This is a genomic window from Streptomyces rimosus (assembly GCF_008704655.1).
Classification (GTDB): domain Bacteria; phylum Actinomycetota; class Actinomycetes; order Streptomycetales; family Streptomycetaceae; genus Streptomyces; species Streptomyces rimosus.
This window is the reverse complement of sequence record NZ_CP023688.1, coordinates 1,750,556-1,765,255: the sequence shown is the minus strand read 5'-3', so window position 1 is coordinate 1,765,255 and position 14,700 is coordinate 1,750,556. Positions and strand designations below refer to the sequence as shown.

General features: G+C 71.2%; 14 protein-coding genes. 1 reads left to right on the top strand and 13 read right to left on the bottom strand.

Annotation, left to right across the window (positions count from 1 at the left end; translation table 11 throughout):
• Nucleotides 1–2: 2 nt before the first annotated feature.
• From CP984_RS07180 to CP984_RS07150, 7 genes are all read right to left on the bottom strand, one after another.
• On the bottom strand, nucleotides 3–866 hold the full coding sequence (locus CP984_RS07180; RefSeq protein ID WP_003981962.1) for a nucleotidyltransferase domain-containing protein: 864 nt from the start codon (nucleotides 864–866) through the stop codon (nucleotides 3–5).
• 24 nt (nucleotides 867–890) lie between these two features.
• Complete coding sequence (locus CP984_RS07175) at nucleotides 891–1,823, bottom strand: LLM class flavin-dependent oxidoreductase (RefSeq protein ID WP_003981961.1); 933 nt, start codon at nucleotides 1,821–1,823, stop codon at nucleotides 891–893.
• 61 nt (nucleotides 1,824–1,884) lie between these two features.
• Nucleotides 1,885–2,379, bottom strand: a complete 495-nt coding sequence (locus CP984_RS07170) for an NUDIX domain-containing protein (protein WP_003981960.1) — start codon at nucleotides 2,377–2,379, stop codon at nucleotides 1,885–1,887.
• Nucleotides 2,380–2,430: 51 nt separating this feature from the next.
• Nucleotides 2,431–3,711: a tyrosinase family oxidase copper chaperone gene (locus CP984_RS07165; RefSeq protein WP_158182443.1), complete on the bottom strand. Its 1,281-nt coding sequence runs from the start codon at nucleotides 3,709–3,711 to the stop codon at nucleotides 2,431–2,433.
• Nucleotides 3,712–3,854: 143 nt separating this feature from the next.
• Nucleotides 3,855–4,601: a MinD/ParA family ATP-binding protein gene (locus tag CP984_RS07160; protein ID WP_003981958.1), complete on the bottom strand. Its 747-nt coding sequence runs from the start codon at nucleotides 4,599–4,601 to the stop codon at nucleotides 3,855–3,857.
• Nucleotides 4,602–4,605: 4 nt separating this feature from the next.
• Nucleotides 4,606–4,980 (bottom strand): CU044_2847 family protein, encoded by a 375-nt coding sequence (locus CP984_RS07155; protein WP_003981957.1) that lies wholly within the window; start codon nucleotides 4,978–4,980, stop codon nucleotides 4,606–4,608.
• A 108-nt stretch (nucleotides 4,981–5,088) separates the two neighbouring features.
• Entirely contained in the window at nucleotides 5,089–6,810 is a 1,722-nt protein-coding gene (locus tag CP984_RS07150) for a BCCT family transporter (protein ID WP_003981956.1), read from the bottom strand.
• A gap of 179 nt (nucleotides 6,811–6,989) precedes the next feature.
• Between CP984_RS07150 and CP984_RS07145 the strand changes: the two genes are divergently transcribed.
• Nucleotides 6,990–8,114 carry a glycerate kinase family protein gene (locus CP984_RS07145; RefSeq protein WP_030179835.1) on the top strand — a complete coding sequence of 375 codons (1,125 nt, stop codon included), beginning with the start codon at nucleotides 6,990–6,992 and terminating at the stop codon, nucleotides 8,112–8,114.
• A 165-nt stretch (nucleotides 8,115–8,279) separates the two neighbouring features.
• Here CP984_RS07145 and pssA read toward each other — a convergent pair whose 3' ends face one another.
• The 6 genes from pssA to CP984_RS07115 all read right to left on the bottom strand — a co-directional run bounded on the left by pssA (nucleotide 8,280) and on the right by CP984_RS07115 (nucleotide 14,682).
• Nucleotides 8,280–9,143 (bottom strand): CDP-diacylglycerol--serine O-phosphatidyltransferase, encoded by an 864-nt coding sequence (gene pssA, locus CP984_RS07140; protein WP_003981814.1) that lies wholly within the window; start codon nucleotides 9,141–9,143, stop codon nucleotides 8,280–8,282.
• The gene (locus tag CP984_RS07135) at nucleotides 9,130–9,777 is read right to left on the bottom strand and encodes a phosphatidylserine decarboxylase (RefSeq protein WP_003981813.1); all 648 of its coding nucleotides are present in this window, start codon (nucleotides 9,775–9,777) and stop codon (nucleotides 9,130–9,132) included. Before CP984_RS07135 ends, pssA begins: the two co-directional genes overlap by 14 nt.
• A 169-nt stretch (nucleotides 9,778–9,946) precedes the next feature.
• Entirely contained in the window at nucleotides 9,947–11,155 is a 1,209-nt protein-coding gene (locus CP984_RS07130) for an acyl-CoA dehydrogenase family protein (RefSeq protein ID WP_003981812.1), read from the bottom strand.
• Nucleotide 11,156: 1 nt separating this feature from the next.
• Nucleotides 11,157–11,678: a MaoC family dehydratase gene (locus CP984_RS07125; RefSeq protein ID WP_003981811.1), complete on the bottom strand. Its 522-nt coding sequence runs from the start codon at nucleotides 11,676–11,678 to the stop codon at nucleotides 11,157–11,159.
• 5 nt (nucleotides 11,679–11,683) lie between these two features.
• Complete coding sequence (locus tag CP984_RS07120) at nucleotides 11,684–12,673, bottom strand: HpcH/HpaI aldolase/citrate lyase family protein (RefSeq protein WP_003981810.1); 990 nt, start codon at nucleotides 12,671–12,673, stop codon at nucleotides 11,684–11,686.
• Nucleotides 12,670–14,682, bottom strand: a complete 2,013-nt coding sequence (locus tag CP984_RS07115) for a protein meaA (protein ID WP_003981809.1) — start codon at nucleotides 14,680–14,682, stop codon at nucleotides 12,670–12,672. Before CP984_RS07115 ends, CP984_RS07120 begins: the two co-directional genes overlap by 4 nt.
• Between the last annotated feature and the right edge of the window lie 18 nt (nucleotides 14,683–14,700).

Genomic DNA, 14,700 nt, shown 5'->3' with positions numbered 1-14,700 from the left:
CCTCAGCCCGCGCTCTCCACCACCGCCCGTACGTCCGCCACCAGCTCCTCCGCCGCCTTCAGCGAACGCGCCAACTCCGGCCCCGTACGCCCCAGCCCGCCCAGCAGCGCGCTCGCCCGCTCCTCGAAGCCGGGCGGCGCGTCGGGCAGGGCAGCGGCGGCGGCGAGCGCGCCCTTCTCGTTGATCAGCCAGGTCCGGTGGTGGGCGTGCAGGGCCTGGGTCAGATCGCCCACCGCCCGCGCCAGGCACAGCGCCGCGTGCAACGTGTCCGCCGCCGCCTGCGACTTGCCCGCCATGGCTACGGAAAACCCGGCGTCCCAGACCGCCGTCCCGGTCAACGCGCCCCGCAGCGGCTCCGGATACTCCCGCATCTCCGCCTTCAACCGCCCCAGTTCACCGGACGGATCGGCCAGGACACGCGCCAACGCCAGCTCACCCGCGTACGCCGGAGACCAGAACCCCATCGGATGCCCCACCTGAGCCCCGATCTCGAACCGCCCCGCCCGGCACTCCCGCCACACCTTCCCCACCCGGTCCACATCCCGCAACAACCAGTCCACCTGCCGCCCATCCGGCATCACCAGCCAAGCCCCACCATTCACCCAGTCACCCCAGGCCCCCGGCCCGTGAATCTCCACCGGCACACCCGTGACCTCGGCGGCCAGCTCCGCGAGAGCGGCGAGATCGGGCTCACCGCGGTAGTAGAGGCCGAGATCCCAGTCGGAGTCGGGCCGGTGAGTGCCCCGGGCCCGGCTGCCGCCCAGGGTTACGCCGATGATGCCGGGGACTTCGGTGAGGGCGGGGGCTCCGTGGTCGGTCCAGTAGTTCTCGTGCGGCTCTTCGCGGCGGTCCGTGCTCTCCCTCATGCCGGGCAGCCTACGGCGCGGCGCTCACCGCAACAGCTCCCGCACCTCCGCCAGCAACTCCACCTGATCGCGCCAGTCCCCGCCCGCGACCGTCATCAGCACGCGGGAGACGCCCGCGCCGCAGTAGTTGTGCAGATGCTCGGCGGCTTCCCGGGTGCTGCCGGTCACGGGGACCTCCGCGTAGCGTTCGGAAGTGGTGCCGTTGGCCTTGGCCAGGTCCCGTGCGAGGTCGGGGCGGGTGGGGAGGTCCGGGGACGTGCCGAGGGCGCCGATGGTGCCGACTATGACGGTTGGGGCCGGGCGGGCGAGGGCGGCGGCTAGTTCGGCCAGGTGGACGGTGCTTGCGGCCACTTCGGCGGGTGGGGCCAGGGTGGGGTACCAGCCGTCGCCGAGGCGGGCGGCGCGGCGTATCGCGCTGCGGGTGTTGCCGCTGATCCAGATGGGCGGCATTGGTGCGGCGGGGAGCAACTCGGGTGTGACAGTAGGGTGTTCGGGCGGCAGTGGGTCCCGATTGCCTGCGAGGAGGCGTGGCAGCAGCCGTAGTGTCGCGTCGGTGCGGCGGCCCCGTTCCTCGTACGGAACGCCCGCAGCCGTCCAGCGCGCGCGTCCGCCGCCCGTGCCCACGCCGAGCACCAGGCGGCCGTCCGCGACGTACTGGAGGCTCGCGATCTGCTCGGCGGCCCGGGGCGGCGACTGGAGTGCCGGTGCGTAGGCCGTGCTGACGACGGTGATGTGGTCGGTCGCCGCGGACACCGCCGCCACGGCCACCGCGGGGTCCAGTGACGGTTCACCGGCCGGGGCATCCCGGTGGGCGACGAGGTCGAGTCCGGCCCGTTCCGCGTGCCGGGCCGCCTCGGTGAGGGGGAGTTTCTGCTCGCGCCGCACGGCGGGCGACGGCAGTACCACGCCCACCGCCAGGCGGCCCGGCGGGATCGCCGCATCCGGGAAGAACGTCATGCGGTGACGATGCAACCTCAAGGGGACTTGAAGTCAAGGGGAGGTGGGTGCCGGCCGGGCGTCAGGAGGCGGCCGGTGCGATGCCGTCCTCCAGCTCGACCGGTCCGCGTCCGTCCGCCAGCGCGTCCAGCGCGGCCCGCATGCGCAGGGCCATCGGGGCGGACAGCCGGGGGTGCGCCTCTTCCCAGGTCAGCAGGGACCAGGACAGCAGCTCGGTCTCCTGGAGGCGGATGGCCGCCAGTTGGTCCGCGTTCAGCACGCCGCCGTCGTACAGGTACGACACCAGCGGCGGGCGGCCGGGGCCGCGTACCCAGTCGATGGCCAGCAGCCGGCCCGGCTCGACGTCCAGGCCGATCTCTTCGGCGGTCTCCCGCCGCGCGGCCTGGCGGGGCGACTCGCCCGTGTCCGACTCGACGGTGCCGCCGGGCAGGATCCAGGTGTCGCGGTAGTTCGGCTCGACGTACAGCACCCGGTCGTCGGCGTCGCGGAAGATGACACCGGCGCCCGCGAGCACACGGGGGAGACCGGCGATATAGGTGGCGTAGTCCGTGGTCATACGGTGAGCGTAGTGGGGACGGACGGGGCGCTTGCTGGGGCGGGCGGCCGCTCAAGTGTCGTAGCGGTAGAAGCGGGTGTGGTCCAGGAGGTCGGCGGGGGTCATGGTGTGCCAGGGGGCCAGTGGTGTGTGGAGGCCGGGGACGCCGTCGGCGGGCTCCAGGGGGAGATAGTGGGGGACGTCGGGGTGCCGGCGCTGCCAGTCGGCCCAGATCTTGTCCACGAAGCAGTGGTGGAGGTAGAAGACCGGGTCGTTGGGCGAGGCGAGGAAAACCATGTGGCCGCCGACGAAGACGTGGGCGGAGCCGTGCAGCTTGCCCCAGGTCCGCTCCCACGGGAACTTCGCATAGCCCTCCAGATGGTTGCGGAAGCTGCGGTACGGAGGGGTCGCACCGCTGCGGTGGTTCCACGGCGGGCAGTCGTAAACCGGGAGTGCGAGGGCCGCCTCCAGTTGCCGGGCCGTCGAGAGGGTGCCGGGCGGGCGCAGCTCGCGGGTCAGGAAGTCCCGGTCGTCCTGGGTGTAGTAGCCGTTGGCCCACACCACGTCATGGCCGGTGGGCCGGATGTTGACGCCCAGCCGCCAGCCGTTGCGCCGGGCGAAGGGCCCCGTCGTCACCTGCCGGTCGCCGGGCCGCCCGTCACCGCCCAGGAAGTCGTCGGCCCACAGCGGCGAGTGCGGGTCGCGGTCGCTGGTCCAGTCCCAGTACGGCAGCGTGACGCCGGGGTCGACCGCGCGCAGGGCCTGCTCGAAGTAGAGGAGGAACTGCCGGTGCCAGGGGAGCAGGGAGGGCGTCAGGTGCGCGGTGCGCCGCCCGTGGTCCCGGTGGATGTAGTCGTGGGAGTTCACCATGACGTGGACGGCGACCATCGCGTCGTACAGGCCCCGCCGCTTGGTCTCCAGGACGGCGTGGACGAAGCGCCGCCGCTCCTGGGCGGTCATCGCCAGGTGGTTCTTGCGGATGTACGGGCGGGCGGGCGGCGTGAGGCCGGGCGGGACCACGGGGCCTTTCCACGTGCGGACGGGCGGGGTCGGCAGCAGCCGGGCGCCGTGCAGCCGTCGTACGGCGCGGCGCGCGGCCTCCAGCGGGGTGCGGTCGAAGCCGTAATGGCACAGGGGGGACAGGTAGGCGTTCTGCCCCATGCACATCAGCTGGAGTTCCCGGTCGTCGATCGTGACGCGGGGGACGCCGTGGGCGGCGCCGGCGCCGATGCGGATGGTCCGGCCGAGGTAGCGCTCGGTGTACGGGCGCGGGCCGTACGAGCCGGCCGCCGCGGGCAGCAGGGCCGCGGCACCGGCTGCCGTGGCGCCCAGGAACACGTCGCGTCGTCGCACCAGGCACTCCCTCGTCCGGCGGTGGCCGCCCGGCCGTCGGCGGCCGGTCCTGTCCGGAGCCTCACCCGTCCCGGGGGCCCGGATGCCTGGTCCTCCCGAATGCATTCGAACAGGGGATGGGCTGAACACAGGCCCGCCCCGGCTCACCGGCCTTCGAGGAGCAGCGCCGCCAGCCGCAGATACGCCCGGTACGTCTCCGGGGCCAGCCAGGACAGCTCCACCACGCTGCCGGTGGCCAGGTGGCTGTCGCGCGGCACCATGACCACGTCCCGGCAGCGCGAGGCGAGCGCGTGCACGGAGGCCGGGTCCAGCGTCCAGCCGGCCTCCGGGCGGCTGTGGTTGAGCACCACAACCGCGTCCGCCGCCAGATGCGGCAGGCCCGCCGTCAACAGCCGGTCCATGGCCTGCTGGGCGTGCGTCAGCCCGGCCGGGTCGGCCCGGGACACGATCACCACCCGGTCGGTGCGGTACAGCACCGCCTGCGGGAACCGGTCGGTGTCGGCGAGGACGACGGGACAGTACCGCTCCGCCGGCGCGGCCACTTGCGCATAGTCCCAGTCGGTGAACTGATCGGGCGGGCCGAACCGGTGGACGGGGTCGTTGGCCAGCACCAACAGGCCCGACCGGTGCTGCGAGACGAACAGCCTGAAGACGTCGAAGCTGTGCACCTCGCCCGCGGAGTGCGCCAGCTCCGTCAGCCGGGCCGCGGTGTTGCGGTAGACGCGCCGCGCGAGCGCGATGTTGACCACGTGGGCGCAGGTCAGCAGAGACCGGGCGGCGAGCTGGACGCCCGCGCCCGCCGTCCGGGCCGTGTCGTCGTGCACCACTTTGACCAGCGCCCCGCGGGCGTCCGCCGAGGGCGCGTCCGCGGGCACCGTGAACCAGCCCATGGCGTCAGTCCCGCACCGGGAACTGCCAGCTCGCCGAGACGGTCATGCTCGCCTGCTCGCCGGTGCCCACCACGCCCAGCTTCAGGTCCTGGCCGATCTGCACGCCGAAGGTGACGGCCAGCTCCTGGGGCGGGTCGGGCGTGGCCAGCACGGCGTCGCGCACCTGCTGGAGCACCGGCCCCAGCGGACTGAGCACGGCCCGCAGCGCGTCGGACGCCAGGGTGGTGACCCGGTCGCCCCTGCCCACCGGCGTGACACCGCCGATCCCGCCGGGCAGATCCGGCCCGTCCGCGCCCCCGGCCGGTTCGCCGACGGGTGCCAGCGCAACCCGGACCATGGCCTCGCCGAGCGGAAACTCCACGTAGTCGTAATGCGGCACAGCCTCATTGTGCTGATCAAGCCGCCCTGGGAGAAGGTGCGTTCACCGGTCGGTTCGGTTCCGGTACGCGGTGGCGGCGCCGTCCGGCGGGACGCGCCCCAGGAGCGCTCACGGACCCGGCGTGCCCTGCCCCGGCGTCTCCGGGTCGTCGCCCGACCGCTTCGCGTCGGCCGCGCGGCGCAGGCGTGGGTGGCGGGTGCGGCCGCGGTCGGTGATCTCCTCGCCGACGATGGTGCGTACGGCGTCCCGCAGGCCGTGCATCGCGGGGTGCCGGGCGGGGCCGGCACCCGGGTCCTCGCGCAGTTCCTTCAGCAGCGCCCAGCACAGCGCCAGCATCACGAACACGAACGGCAGCGCGACCAGGATCGTCGCCGTCTGGAGCGCGCCGAGCCCGCCCGCCACCAGCAGCACCGCGGCGACCGCGGCCATCAGGATGCCCCAGGTCACCACCAGCCAGGTACGCGGATGCAGCGCGCCGCGGCTGGTCAGCGAGCCCATCACCAGGGAAGCGGAGTCGGCGCTGGTGATGAAGTACGTCATCACCAGGATCATCGCCACCCACGAGGTCACCGCCCCGGCCGGCAGCGCGTCCAGCATGCCGAACAGCGACGCCTCCGCGTCCTTGGCGTTCTTCGCCAGGTCCGCCACGCCGCCGGCGTCCAGCCGGATCGCGCTGCCGCCCAGCACGCAGAACCAGATCATGGTCGCGCCGCTGGGCACCAGCAGGACGCCGATCAGGAACTCCCGTACGGTCCGCCCGTGCGAGATCCGGGCGATGAACGTGCCGACGAACGGGGTCCAGGACAGCCACCACGCCCAGTAGAAGATCGTCCAGACGCCCAGCCAGTCCGCGTCGGTGAACGCGCCGGTCCGCGAGGCCATCGGCAGCAGGTCGGCGAGGTAGCCGCCGACGCTCGCCGGGATGCTGTCCAGGACGTACACGGTCGGGCCGAGCAGGAAGACGAACAGCATCAGCAGCGCCGCCAGCACGATGTTCAGGGTGGACAGCCACTTGACGCCCTTGTGCAGGCCGGAGAACGCCGAGGCCACGAACGCGGCGGACAGCGCCACGATGATCACCAGCTGGACGGTTGTGCTGTCCGCCGTGCCCGTGGTGATGTTGAGCCCCTTGCTGACCTGGAGGGCGCCCAGGCCCAGGCTGGTGGCCGTGCCGAAGACGGTCGCGAAGACGGCCAGCAGGTCGATCAGGTGCCCCAGTCGTCCGCCGGCCCGCCGCTCGCCGATCAGCGGGACGAAGGCGGAGCTGAGCCGGTTGCTGCGGCCCTTGCGGAAGCCCGCGTACGCCAGGGCCAGGCCCGCGATGCCGTAGATGGCCCACGGCGTCAGGGTCCAGTGGAAGAACGAGTACTCCAGCGCGGTACGGGCCGCGGCGCCGGTGTGCGGTGTGACGCCGCTGGCGGGCGGCGGGGAGACGTAGTGCTGCAGCGGCTCGCCCACGCCGTAGAACATCAGGCCGATTCCCATTCCGGCGCTGAACATCATCGCGATCCACGCCAGATTGCTGAATTCCGGCTCCGCGTCGTCCGTGCCGAGCCGGACCCGGCCGAATCGGCTGAAGGCGATGAGGACGCACAGCACGAGAAAGACATCCGCCGCTACCACGAACAGCCAGCCGAAATTCCCCAGAACCCAGTTCAGCGCGGAATCGGTGACCGATTCGAAATTCTTTTTGCCCAGCGCCGCCCAGGCGACCACCGCGAGTACCGCGGCCACTCCGACGCCGACCAGAACGAGGTCGGGCGGCGGATCGTGCTCCGCGCTGCCGGGCCCGGAATGCGGCGTCGGTTCCTCGGACGTCTGCACGCTCATGACGTCCCACTATGACCGGAAAAACGGTTGTTCCGTCGGATTGGCGCGCCGCCGCTCCCTGTTCGCCGGCCCCCGCGCCGGATAAGGTTGCAGCGGCGCGACTGCCAGTTCGAAAGCAAGGGGAAACAGTGGCGGACGCAGCAAGGACACCGGCGGCAGACCGGGACCGGGCACCGCGGGTGCTGGTCGCCGCGGACAAATTCAAGGGTTCGCTCACCGCCGTCGAGGTCGCCGAGCACGTCACGGCCGGGCTCCGCCGGGCGGTACCCGGCCTGGCGGTGGAGTCCGTCCCGGTCGCGGACGGCGGCGACGGCACGGTCGCGGCCGCCCTGGCGGCGGGCTTCGCACGGCACGAGGTCCGGGTCACCGGCCCCGTCGGCGACCCGGTGACGGCCACCTTCGCGCTCCACGAGGACGGCACGGCGGTGGTCGAGATGGCGGAGGCGTCCGGCCTCCAGCACCTGCCCGAGGGGCGCTTCGCACCGCTCACGGCCACCACGTACGGCACCGGCGAGCTGCTGCGCGCGGCGCTGGACGCGGGCGCCGGCCGGATCGTCTTCGGCGTCGGCGGCAGCGCCACGACCGACGGCGGCGCGGGCATGCTCGCAGCCCTCGGCGCCCGCTTCCTGGACGCCGCGGGCGACCCGCTCCCACCGGGCGGCGGCCCGCTGCGCGATCTGGCCACCGCCGATCTGACGGGTCTGGATCCCCGGCTCGCCGGTACGGACGTGGTCCTCGCCAGTGACGTGGACAACCCGCTCACCGGGCCGAAGGGCGCGCCCGCCGTCTACGGGCCGCAGAAGGGCGCGAGCGAGCAGGACGTCGCGGCGCTGGACGCGGCCCTCTCCCATTACGCCAAGGTGCTGGAGACCGCGGTGGGGCCGCGCGCCGCGGAATGCGCCCTCGCGCCCGGCGCGGGCGCGGCGGGCGGCATCGGCTACGGCGCCCTGGTCGGCCTGGGCGCCACCTTCCGTCCTGGCATCGACGTGATGCTGGAGGTGCTGGGCTTCGGCCCGGCCCTGGCCCGCGCCACCTTCGTCGTCACCGGGGAGGGTTCGCTGGACGAGCAGACCCTGCACGGCAAGGCCCCGGCCGGCGTCGCGGCGGCGGCCCGTGCCGCGGGCCTGGACGTGGTGGCGGTCTGCGGGCGCCTGGCCCTGCCGCCCGAGGCGCTGGGCCGGGCCGGCATCCGCCGCGCCTACCCGCTGACCGACCTGGAGCCGGACCCGGCGCGCTGCATGGCCGAGGCGGGGCCGCTCCTGGAGCGCGCCGCGGAGGCCCTGGCCCGGGATTTCCTGCGGTGACGGCGGGACGGTGTGGTGACCGTACGGCGCTGACCCGAATGCCAGGGGGCGCGGCAGGCGCCTGAGCGCGCCCTGTGCACCTCCCGCGCTTCCGGATACGACAAAAGGCCCCCGCCGAGCTGCTGCGCCCGGCGGGGGCCTCTGTCGTCCGAAGGCCGGTGGCCGCTACTGGATCTGCTGTACCTGCGCGCTGCGCGCCTCGCGGCGGTTGTCGCGGAAGGTGTTGACCCGGCGGGCCGTCGCGAAGACCGGGATCATCGCGCCCAGCACGATCTGCAGGGCACAGCCGGTCTGCAGGAGGGTCTGGCCGCCGGGGGCGTCCAGCGCCCAGGCCGCCAGCATGCCCATGCTCAGCACGATCCAGCTGAGCATCGCCACCGCGAGCCGTCCCCGCGGCTTCGGGTACTCGACCCGGCTCACCATCAGCCAGGCCACGCCGATGATCGCCAGCAGCGTCGGTACGAAGGGCAGCTCCAGCAGCACGATCGCGACGACGGTCAGGGCGCCGAACGGGCTCGGCATGCCCTGGAAGATGCCGTCGCGCAGCGTCACGCAGGAGAACCGGGCCAGCCGCAGCACCACCGCCAGCAGCACCACCACCGCCGCGACCACCGAGACCCGCTGGTGCGAGTCCGGGGCGACCATGCCCCAGGTGACGACGAAGTACGCCGGCGCCAGCCCGAAGCTGATCAGGTCGGAGAGGTTGTCGAGCTCGGCCCCCATCGCCGAGGCGCGCAGCTTGCGCGCGACGAGCCCGTCGAACAGGTCGAAGATGGAGGCCAGCAGCATCAGGATCACCGCCATGGCGGCGCTGTGCCGTGCCATCCCGCCGTCGTCGTGGCCCGTCAGGTGCGGGATCAGCACGCCGGTGGTGGTGAAGTAGACGGCCATGAAGCCGCAGATGGCGTTGCCCAGGGTGAGGGTGTCCGCGATCGACAGCCGCGTGGACAGCGGCATGTCGTCGGCCACGTCCTCCTCGTCGACGTCCGCGACCCAGCCGGGCTGTGTGTCGGAATCAATCACGGTCAAGGCGTGTCACCCCCGCGGTGGTGGCCTGGCCGACCTCGACCGCGGCCTCGACACCCGCCGGGAGGTAGACGTCGACGCGCGACCCGAAGCGGATCAGGCCGATGCGCTCGCCCTGCTCCACCTTGGTGCCCTGGGGCACGTACGGGACGATGCGGCGGGCCACGGCACCGGCGATCTGCACCATCTCGATGTCGCCGAGCTCGGTGTCGAAGTGCCAGACGACCCGCTCGTTGTTCTCGCTCTCCTTGTTGAACGCCGGGACGAACCCGCCGGGGATGTGCTCCACGGACGTCACCGTGCCGGCCAGCGGCGCGCGGTTGACGTGGACGTTCAGCGGGCTCATGAAGATCGCGACGCGAGTGCGTCCGTCCTTCCACGGCATGATGCTCTGCACCACGCCGTCGGCCGGGGAGATGACCCGGCCCTGAGCGATCTCGCGCTCAGGGTCGCGGAAAAACCACAGCATGCCCGCCGCCAGGGCGGTGGCGGGCACGGCGGCGGCAGCCCAGCGTCCCGAGCGACGGGAACGGGCCAGGCTGACCGCTGCCGTCGCGACGGTCGGCAGAAGCCACGGCGACGCTCCGCGCGCGAGGCGGACGCGACCGCGTTGTGCAGAGGATTGGCTGTGGGGCATGGATGACCTTCGTAGCGGAGGATGCCGCATATGCAATGGGGGACGGCGGCTTTCCCGGGATGGTATCGGTTGCGGGCGGCAACTGGCCAAGAGCCAGAGCCAATCCGTGGCCGAACAACGATGACCGGGTGTGATCTTCGTCCTGAAGAAATCACCCCAAATCGGGCATTCACCCCTGGATTCGGTACTCCTCCAGTAGCCGCCGGCCGATGATCATTTTCTGGATCTCGGCGGTTCCCTCACCGATGAGGAGCATCGGTGCCTCCCGGTAGAGGCGCTCGATCTCGTACTCCTTGGAGAAGCCGTAGCCGCCGTGAATGCGGAACGCGTCCTCCACCACCTCCTTGCAGTACTCGGAGGCCAGGTACTTGGCCATGCCCGCTTCCAGGTCGTTTCGCTGCCCGGAGTCCTTTTTGCGCGCGGCGTTGACCATCATCGCATGGGCGGCTTCCACCTTTGTCGCCATTTCGGCAAGTTTGAACTGAATCGCCTGGTGCTGCGCGATCGGCTTGCCGAAGGTGTGCCGCTGCTGTGCGTACGAAACGCCCAGCTCGAAGGCGCGCTGCGCGACACCGCAGCCCCGCGCGGCCACGTTCACCCGGCCGACCTCGACGCCGTCCATCATGTGATAGAAGCCACGTCCGGTCGCGCCGCCGAGGACCCGGTCGGCGGGGACGCGCAGCCCGTCCATGATCAGCTCGGTGGTGTCGACCCCCTTGTAGCCCATCTTGTCGATCTTGCCGGGGATGGTCAGGCCCGGCCGCACCTCACCGAAACCGGCCTCCTTCTCGACGAGGAAGGTGGTCATCGACTTGTGCGGCGGGGTGCCCTCGGGATGGCCCTCGTCCGTACGGCACAGCACCGCGACCAGAGTTGACGAACCGCCGTTGGTCAGCCACATCTTCTGACCGGTCAGTACATAATCCCCGCCGTCCGCCACGCCCTTGGACGTGATGGCGGAGACGTCCGAACCGAGCGCCGGCTCCGACATCGAGAAGGCACCCCGGATCTCCCCGGCCGCCATCTTCGGCAGGAAGTACTCCTTCTGCTCCTGCGTGCCGTGCTGCTTGAGCATGTACGCCACGATGAAGTGGGTGTTGATGATGCCCGACACGCTCATCCAGCCGCGGGCGATCTCCTCCACCGTCAGCGCGTACGTCAGCAGCGACTCGCCGAGCCCGCCGTACTCCTCCGGAATCATCAGCCCGAAGACGCCGAGTTCCTTCAGCCCCTCGACTATCTGCGTCGGGTACTCGTCGCGGTGCTCCAGTTCGGTGGCGACCGGCAGGATCTCTTTGTCGACGAAGTCACGGACCGTCGAGAGGATTTCCCGCTGGATGTCCGTCAGGCCCTCGGTCTGCGCGAGGCGTCCGCTCATCTCACTTCTCCTTACGGGCCGGTTCCCGCAGCTCCGGGCGGCCCGGCTGCTCCCCGCCGCGCTCCTTGACGTAGGTGGCCGTGGGCACCATGACCTTGCGCCGGAAGACGCACACCAGGGTGCCGTCCTGCTTGTAGCCCTTGGTCTCCACGTACACGATCCCGCGGTCGCTCTTGGACTTCGACGGCGTCTTGTCCAGTACCGTCGTCTCGCCGTACAGCGTGTCCCCGTGGAAAGTCGGCGCCACATGCTTCAGCGACTCGATTTCGAGATTCGCGATCGCCTTGCCCGACACATCCGGAACCGACATCCCCAGCAGCAGCGAGTAGATGTAGTTCCCGACGACGACATTCTTTCCGAAGTCGGTGGTCCGCTCCGCATAGTTGCTGTCCATGTGCAGCGGATGGTGATTCATGGTCAGCAGACAGAAGAGGTGGTCGTCGTATTCCGTGACCGTCTTTCCCGGCCAGTGCTTGTAGACGTCCCCGACGGTGAATTCCTCATAAGTACGGCCGAACTGCATCGCGCTCACGCCTCCGGGGCTTCGAACTTCGAGGTACGGGTCATGCCGGCGGCGCGGCCCTTTCCGGCGATGACCAGCGCCATCTTGCGGCTGGCCTCGTCGATCATCTCGTCACCGAGCATCGCGGAGCCCTTCTTCCCGCCGGCCTCGGAGGTGTGCCACGCGTACGCGTCCAGGATCAGCTCCGCGTGGTCGTAGTCCTCCTGCGTGGGCGAGAACACCTCGTTGGCGGCCTCGACCTGGCCCGGGTGCAGCACCCACTTGCCGTCGAAGCCCAGCGCCGCGGCCCGCCCGGCGACCTCCTTGTAGCCCTCCACGTTCTTGATCTGGAGGTAGGGCCCGTCGATCGCCTGGAGATCGTGGGCGCGCGCCGCCATCAGGATGCGCATGAGGATGTAGTGGTACGCGTCGGCGCCGTACCCGGGCGGCTGCTCGCCCACCACCAGCGACTTCATGTTGATGGAGGCCATGAAGTCGGCCGGGCCGAAGATGATGGTCTCCAGGCGCGGCGACGCGGCGGCGATGTCGTCCACGTTCACCAGGCCCTTGGCGTTCTCGATCTGCGCCTCGATGCCGATCCGGCCCACCTCGAAGCCCATGGTCTTCTCGATCTGGCTCAGCAGCAGGTCCAGCGCGACGACCTGCTGGGCGTCCTGCACCTTCGGCAGCATGATGCAGTCCAGGTTCTGGCCCGCGCCCTCGACGACGGTGATGACGTCCCGGTAGGTCCACTCCGTGGTCCAGTCGTTGACCCGCACGACGCGCGTCTTGCCGGTCCAGTCGCCGGTGTTCAGCGCGTCGACGATGTTGTGCCGCGCGCCCGGCTTCGCCAGCGGCGCGCAGGCGTCCTCCAGGTCCAGGAAGACCTGGTCGGCGGGCAGGCCCTGGGCCTTCTCCAGGAAGCGCGGGTTGCTGCCGGGCACGGCGAGGCAGGAGCGGCGCGGGCGCAGGCGGTTGCCTTCGGAAGGGGCGGTGGCGGGGGACGGGCGGGTCATGCGGGGACCTCCAGAGGGTCGAGCTTGTTCGCGGTACGGATCTCGTCGACGATACGGCCGATGATCTCCGTGATACCGAAATCCTTCGGGGTGAAGACGGCCGCCACTCCGGCTTCCCGGAGGGCCGCCGCGTCGGCGGCGGGGATGATGCCGCCCACGATGACGGGAATGTCCGGAGCGCCGCTGCGGCGCATCCGCTCCAGCACGTCCGGCACCAGCTCGGCGTGCGAGCCGGACAGGATCGACAGGCCCACGCAGTGCACGTCCTCGGCGACGGCCGCCGTGACGATCTGCTCGGGGGTCAGCCGGATGCCCTGGTAGACCACCTCGAAGCCGGCGTCCCTGGCCCGTACGGCGATCTGCTCGGCGCCGTTGCTGTGCCCGTCCAGGCCGGGCTTGCCGACCAGCAGGCGCAGCCGGCCGCCGCCCAGGTCGGCGGCGGTGCGCTCGACCTTGGCGCGGACCTCGGCGAGCGGGGTGCCCGCCTCGGCGGTGACCGCGAGCGGCGCGCCGGAGACGCCGGTCGGAGCCCGGAACTCGCCGAAGACGTCGCGCAGGGCCCAGGCCCACTCGCCGGTCGTGACCCCCGCGCGGGCGCATTCGAGGGTCGCGGCGAACAGGTTGGTGTCGCCCGCCGCGGCCTTCTTCAGCTCCGAGAGCGCCTCCTGCGCGCGGCCCTCGTCGCGGTTGTCCCGCCAGGCGTGCAGCGCCCGCACCACGTTCGCCTCGTTGTCCGGGTCGACGGTCATGATGGCGGTGTCCAGGTCGGCGGTGAGCGGGTTCGGCTCGGTCGACTCGTAGCAGTTGACGCCGACGATCTTCTCCTCGCCCGACTCGATCCGGGCCCGCCGCTCCGCGTGCGAGGAGACCAGCTGCGACTTCAGGTAGCCGGACTCGACGGCCGCCATCACCCCGCCCATCTCCGCGATCCGGTCCATCTCCGCCAGGCTGCCCTGTACCAGCTCCTCGACCTTGGCCTCGACGACGTGCGACCCGGCGAAGATGTCCTCATATTCCAGCAGGTCCGACTCGTGGGCCAGCACCTGCTGGATGCGCAGCGACCACTGCTGGTCCCACGGCCGCGGCAGCCCCAGCGCCTCGTTCCAGGCCGGGAGCTGTACGGCGCGGGCGCGGGCGTCCTTGGACAGGGTGACGGCCAGCATCTCCAGCACGATCCGCTGGACGTTGTTCTCCGGCTGCGCCTCGGTCAGGCCGAGCGAGTTGACCTGGACGCCGTACCGGAAGCGGCGCTGCTTGGGGTTCTCGACGCCGTACCGCTCCCGGGTGACCTGCTCCCAGATGCGGCCGAAGGCGCGCATCTTGCACATCTCCTCGATGAACCGGACCCCGGCGTTGACGAAGAACGAGATCCGCGCGACCACGTCGCCGAACTTCTCCGACGGCACCTGCCCCGAGTCCCGTACCGCGTCGAGCACGGCGATCGCGGTGCTCATCGCGTACGCGATCTCCTGTACCGGCGTGGCCCCGGCCTCCTGCAAGTGGTAGCTGCAGATGTTGATCGGGTTCCACTTGGGGATGTGCGCCACCGTGTACGCGATCATGTCGGTGGTCAGCCGCAGGCTCGGCCCCGGCGGGAAGACGTGCGTCCCGCGCGAGAGGTACTCCTTGACGATGTCGTTCTGCGTGGTGCCCGACAGCTTGCCGATGTCGGCGCCCTGCTCCTCGGCGACGACCTCGTACAGCGCCAGCAGCCACATGGCCGTGGCGTTGATGGTCATCGAGGTGTTCATCTGCTCCAGGGGGATGTCCTGGAACAGGCGCCGCATGTCACCGAGGTGGGAGACGGGGACCCCGACCCGGCCGACCTCGCCGCGGGCGAGGACGTGGTCCGGGTCGTAACCGGTCTGCGTCGGCAGGTCGAAGGCGACCGACAGGCCCGTCTGGCCCTTGGCGAGGTTGCGCCGGTAGAGCGCGTTGGACGCCTCGGCGGTGGAGTGCCCGGCGTACGTCCGCATCAGCCACGGACGATCCTTGTGACGTTCGGTCATGTGGGGTCCCGTACTCTC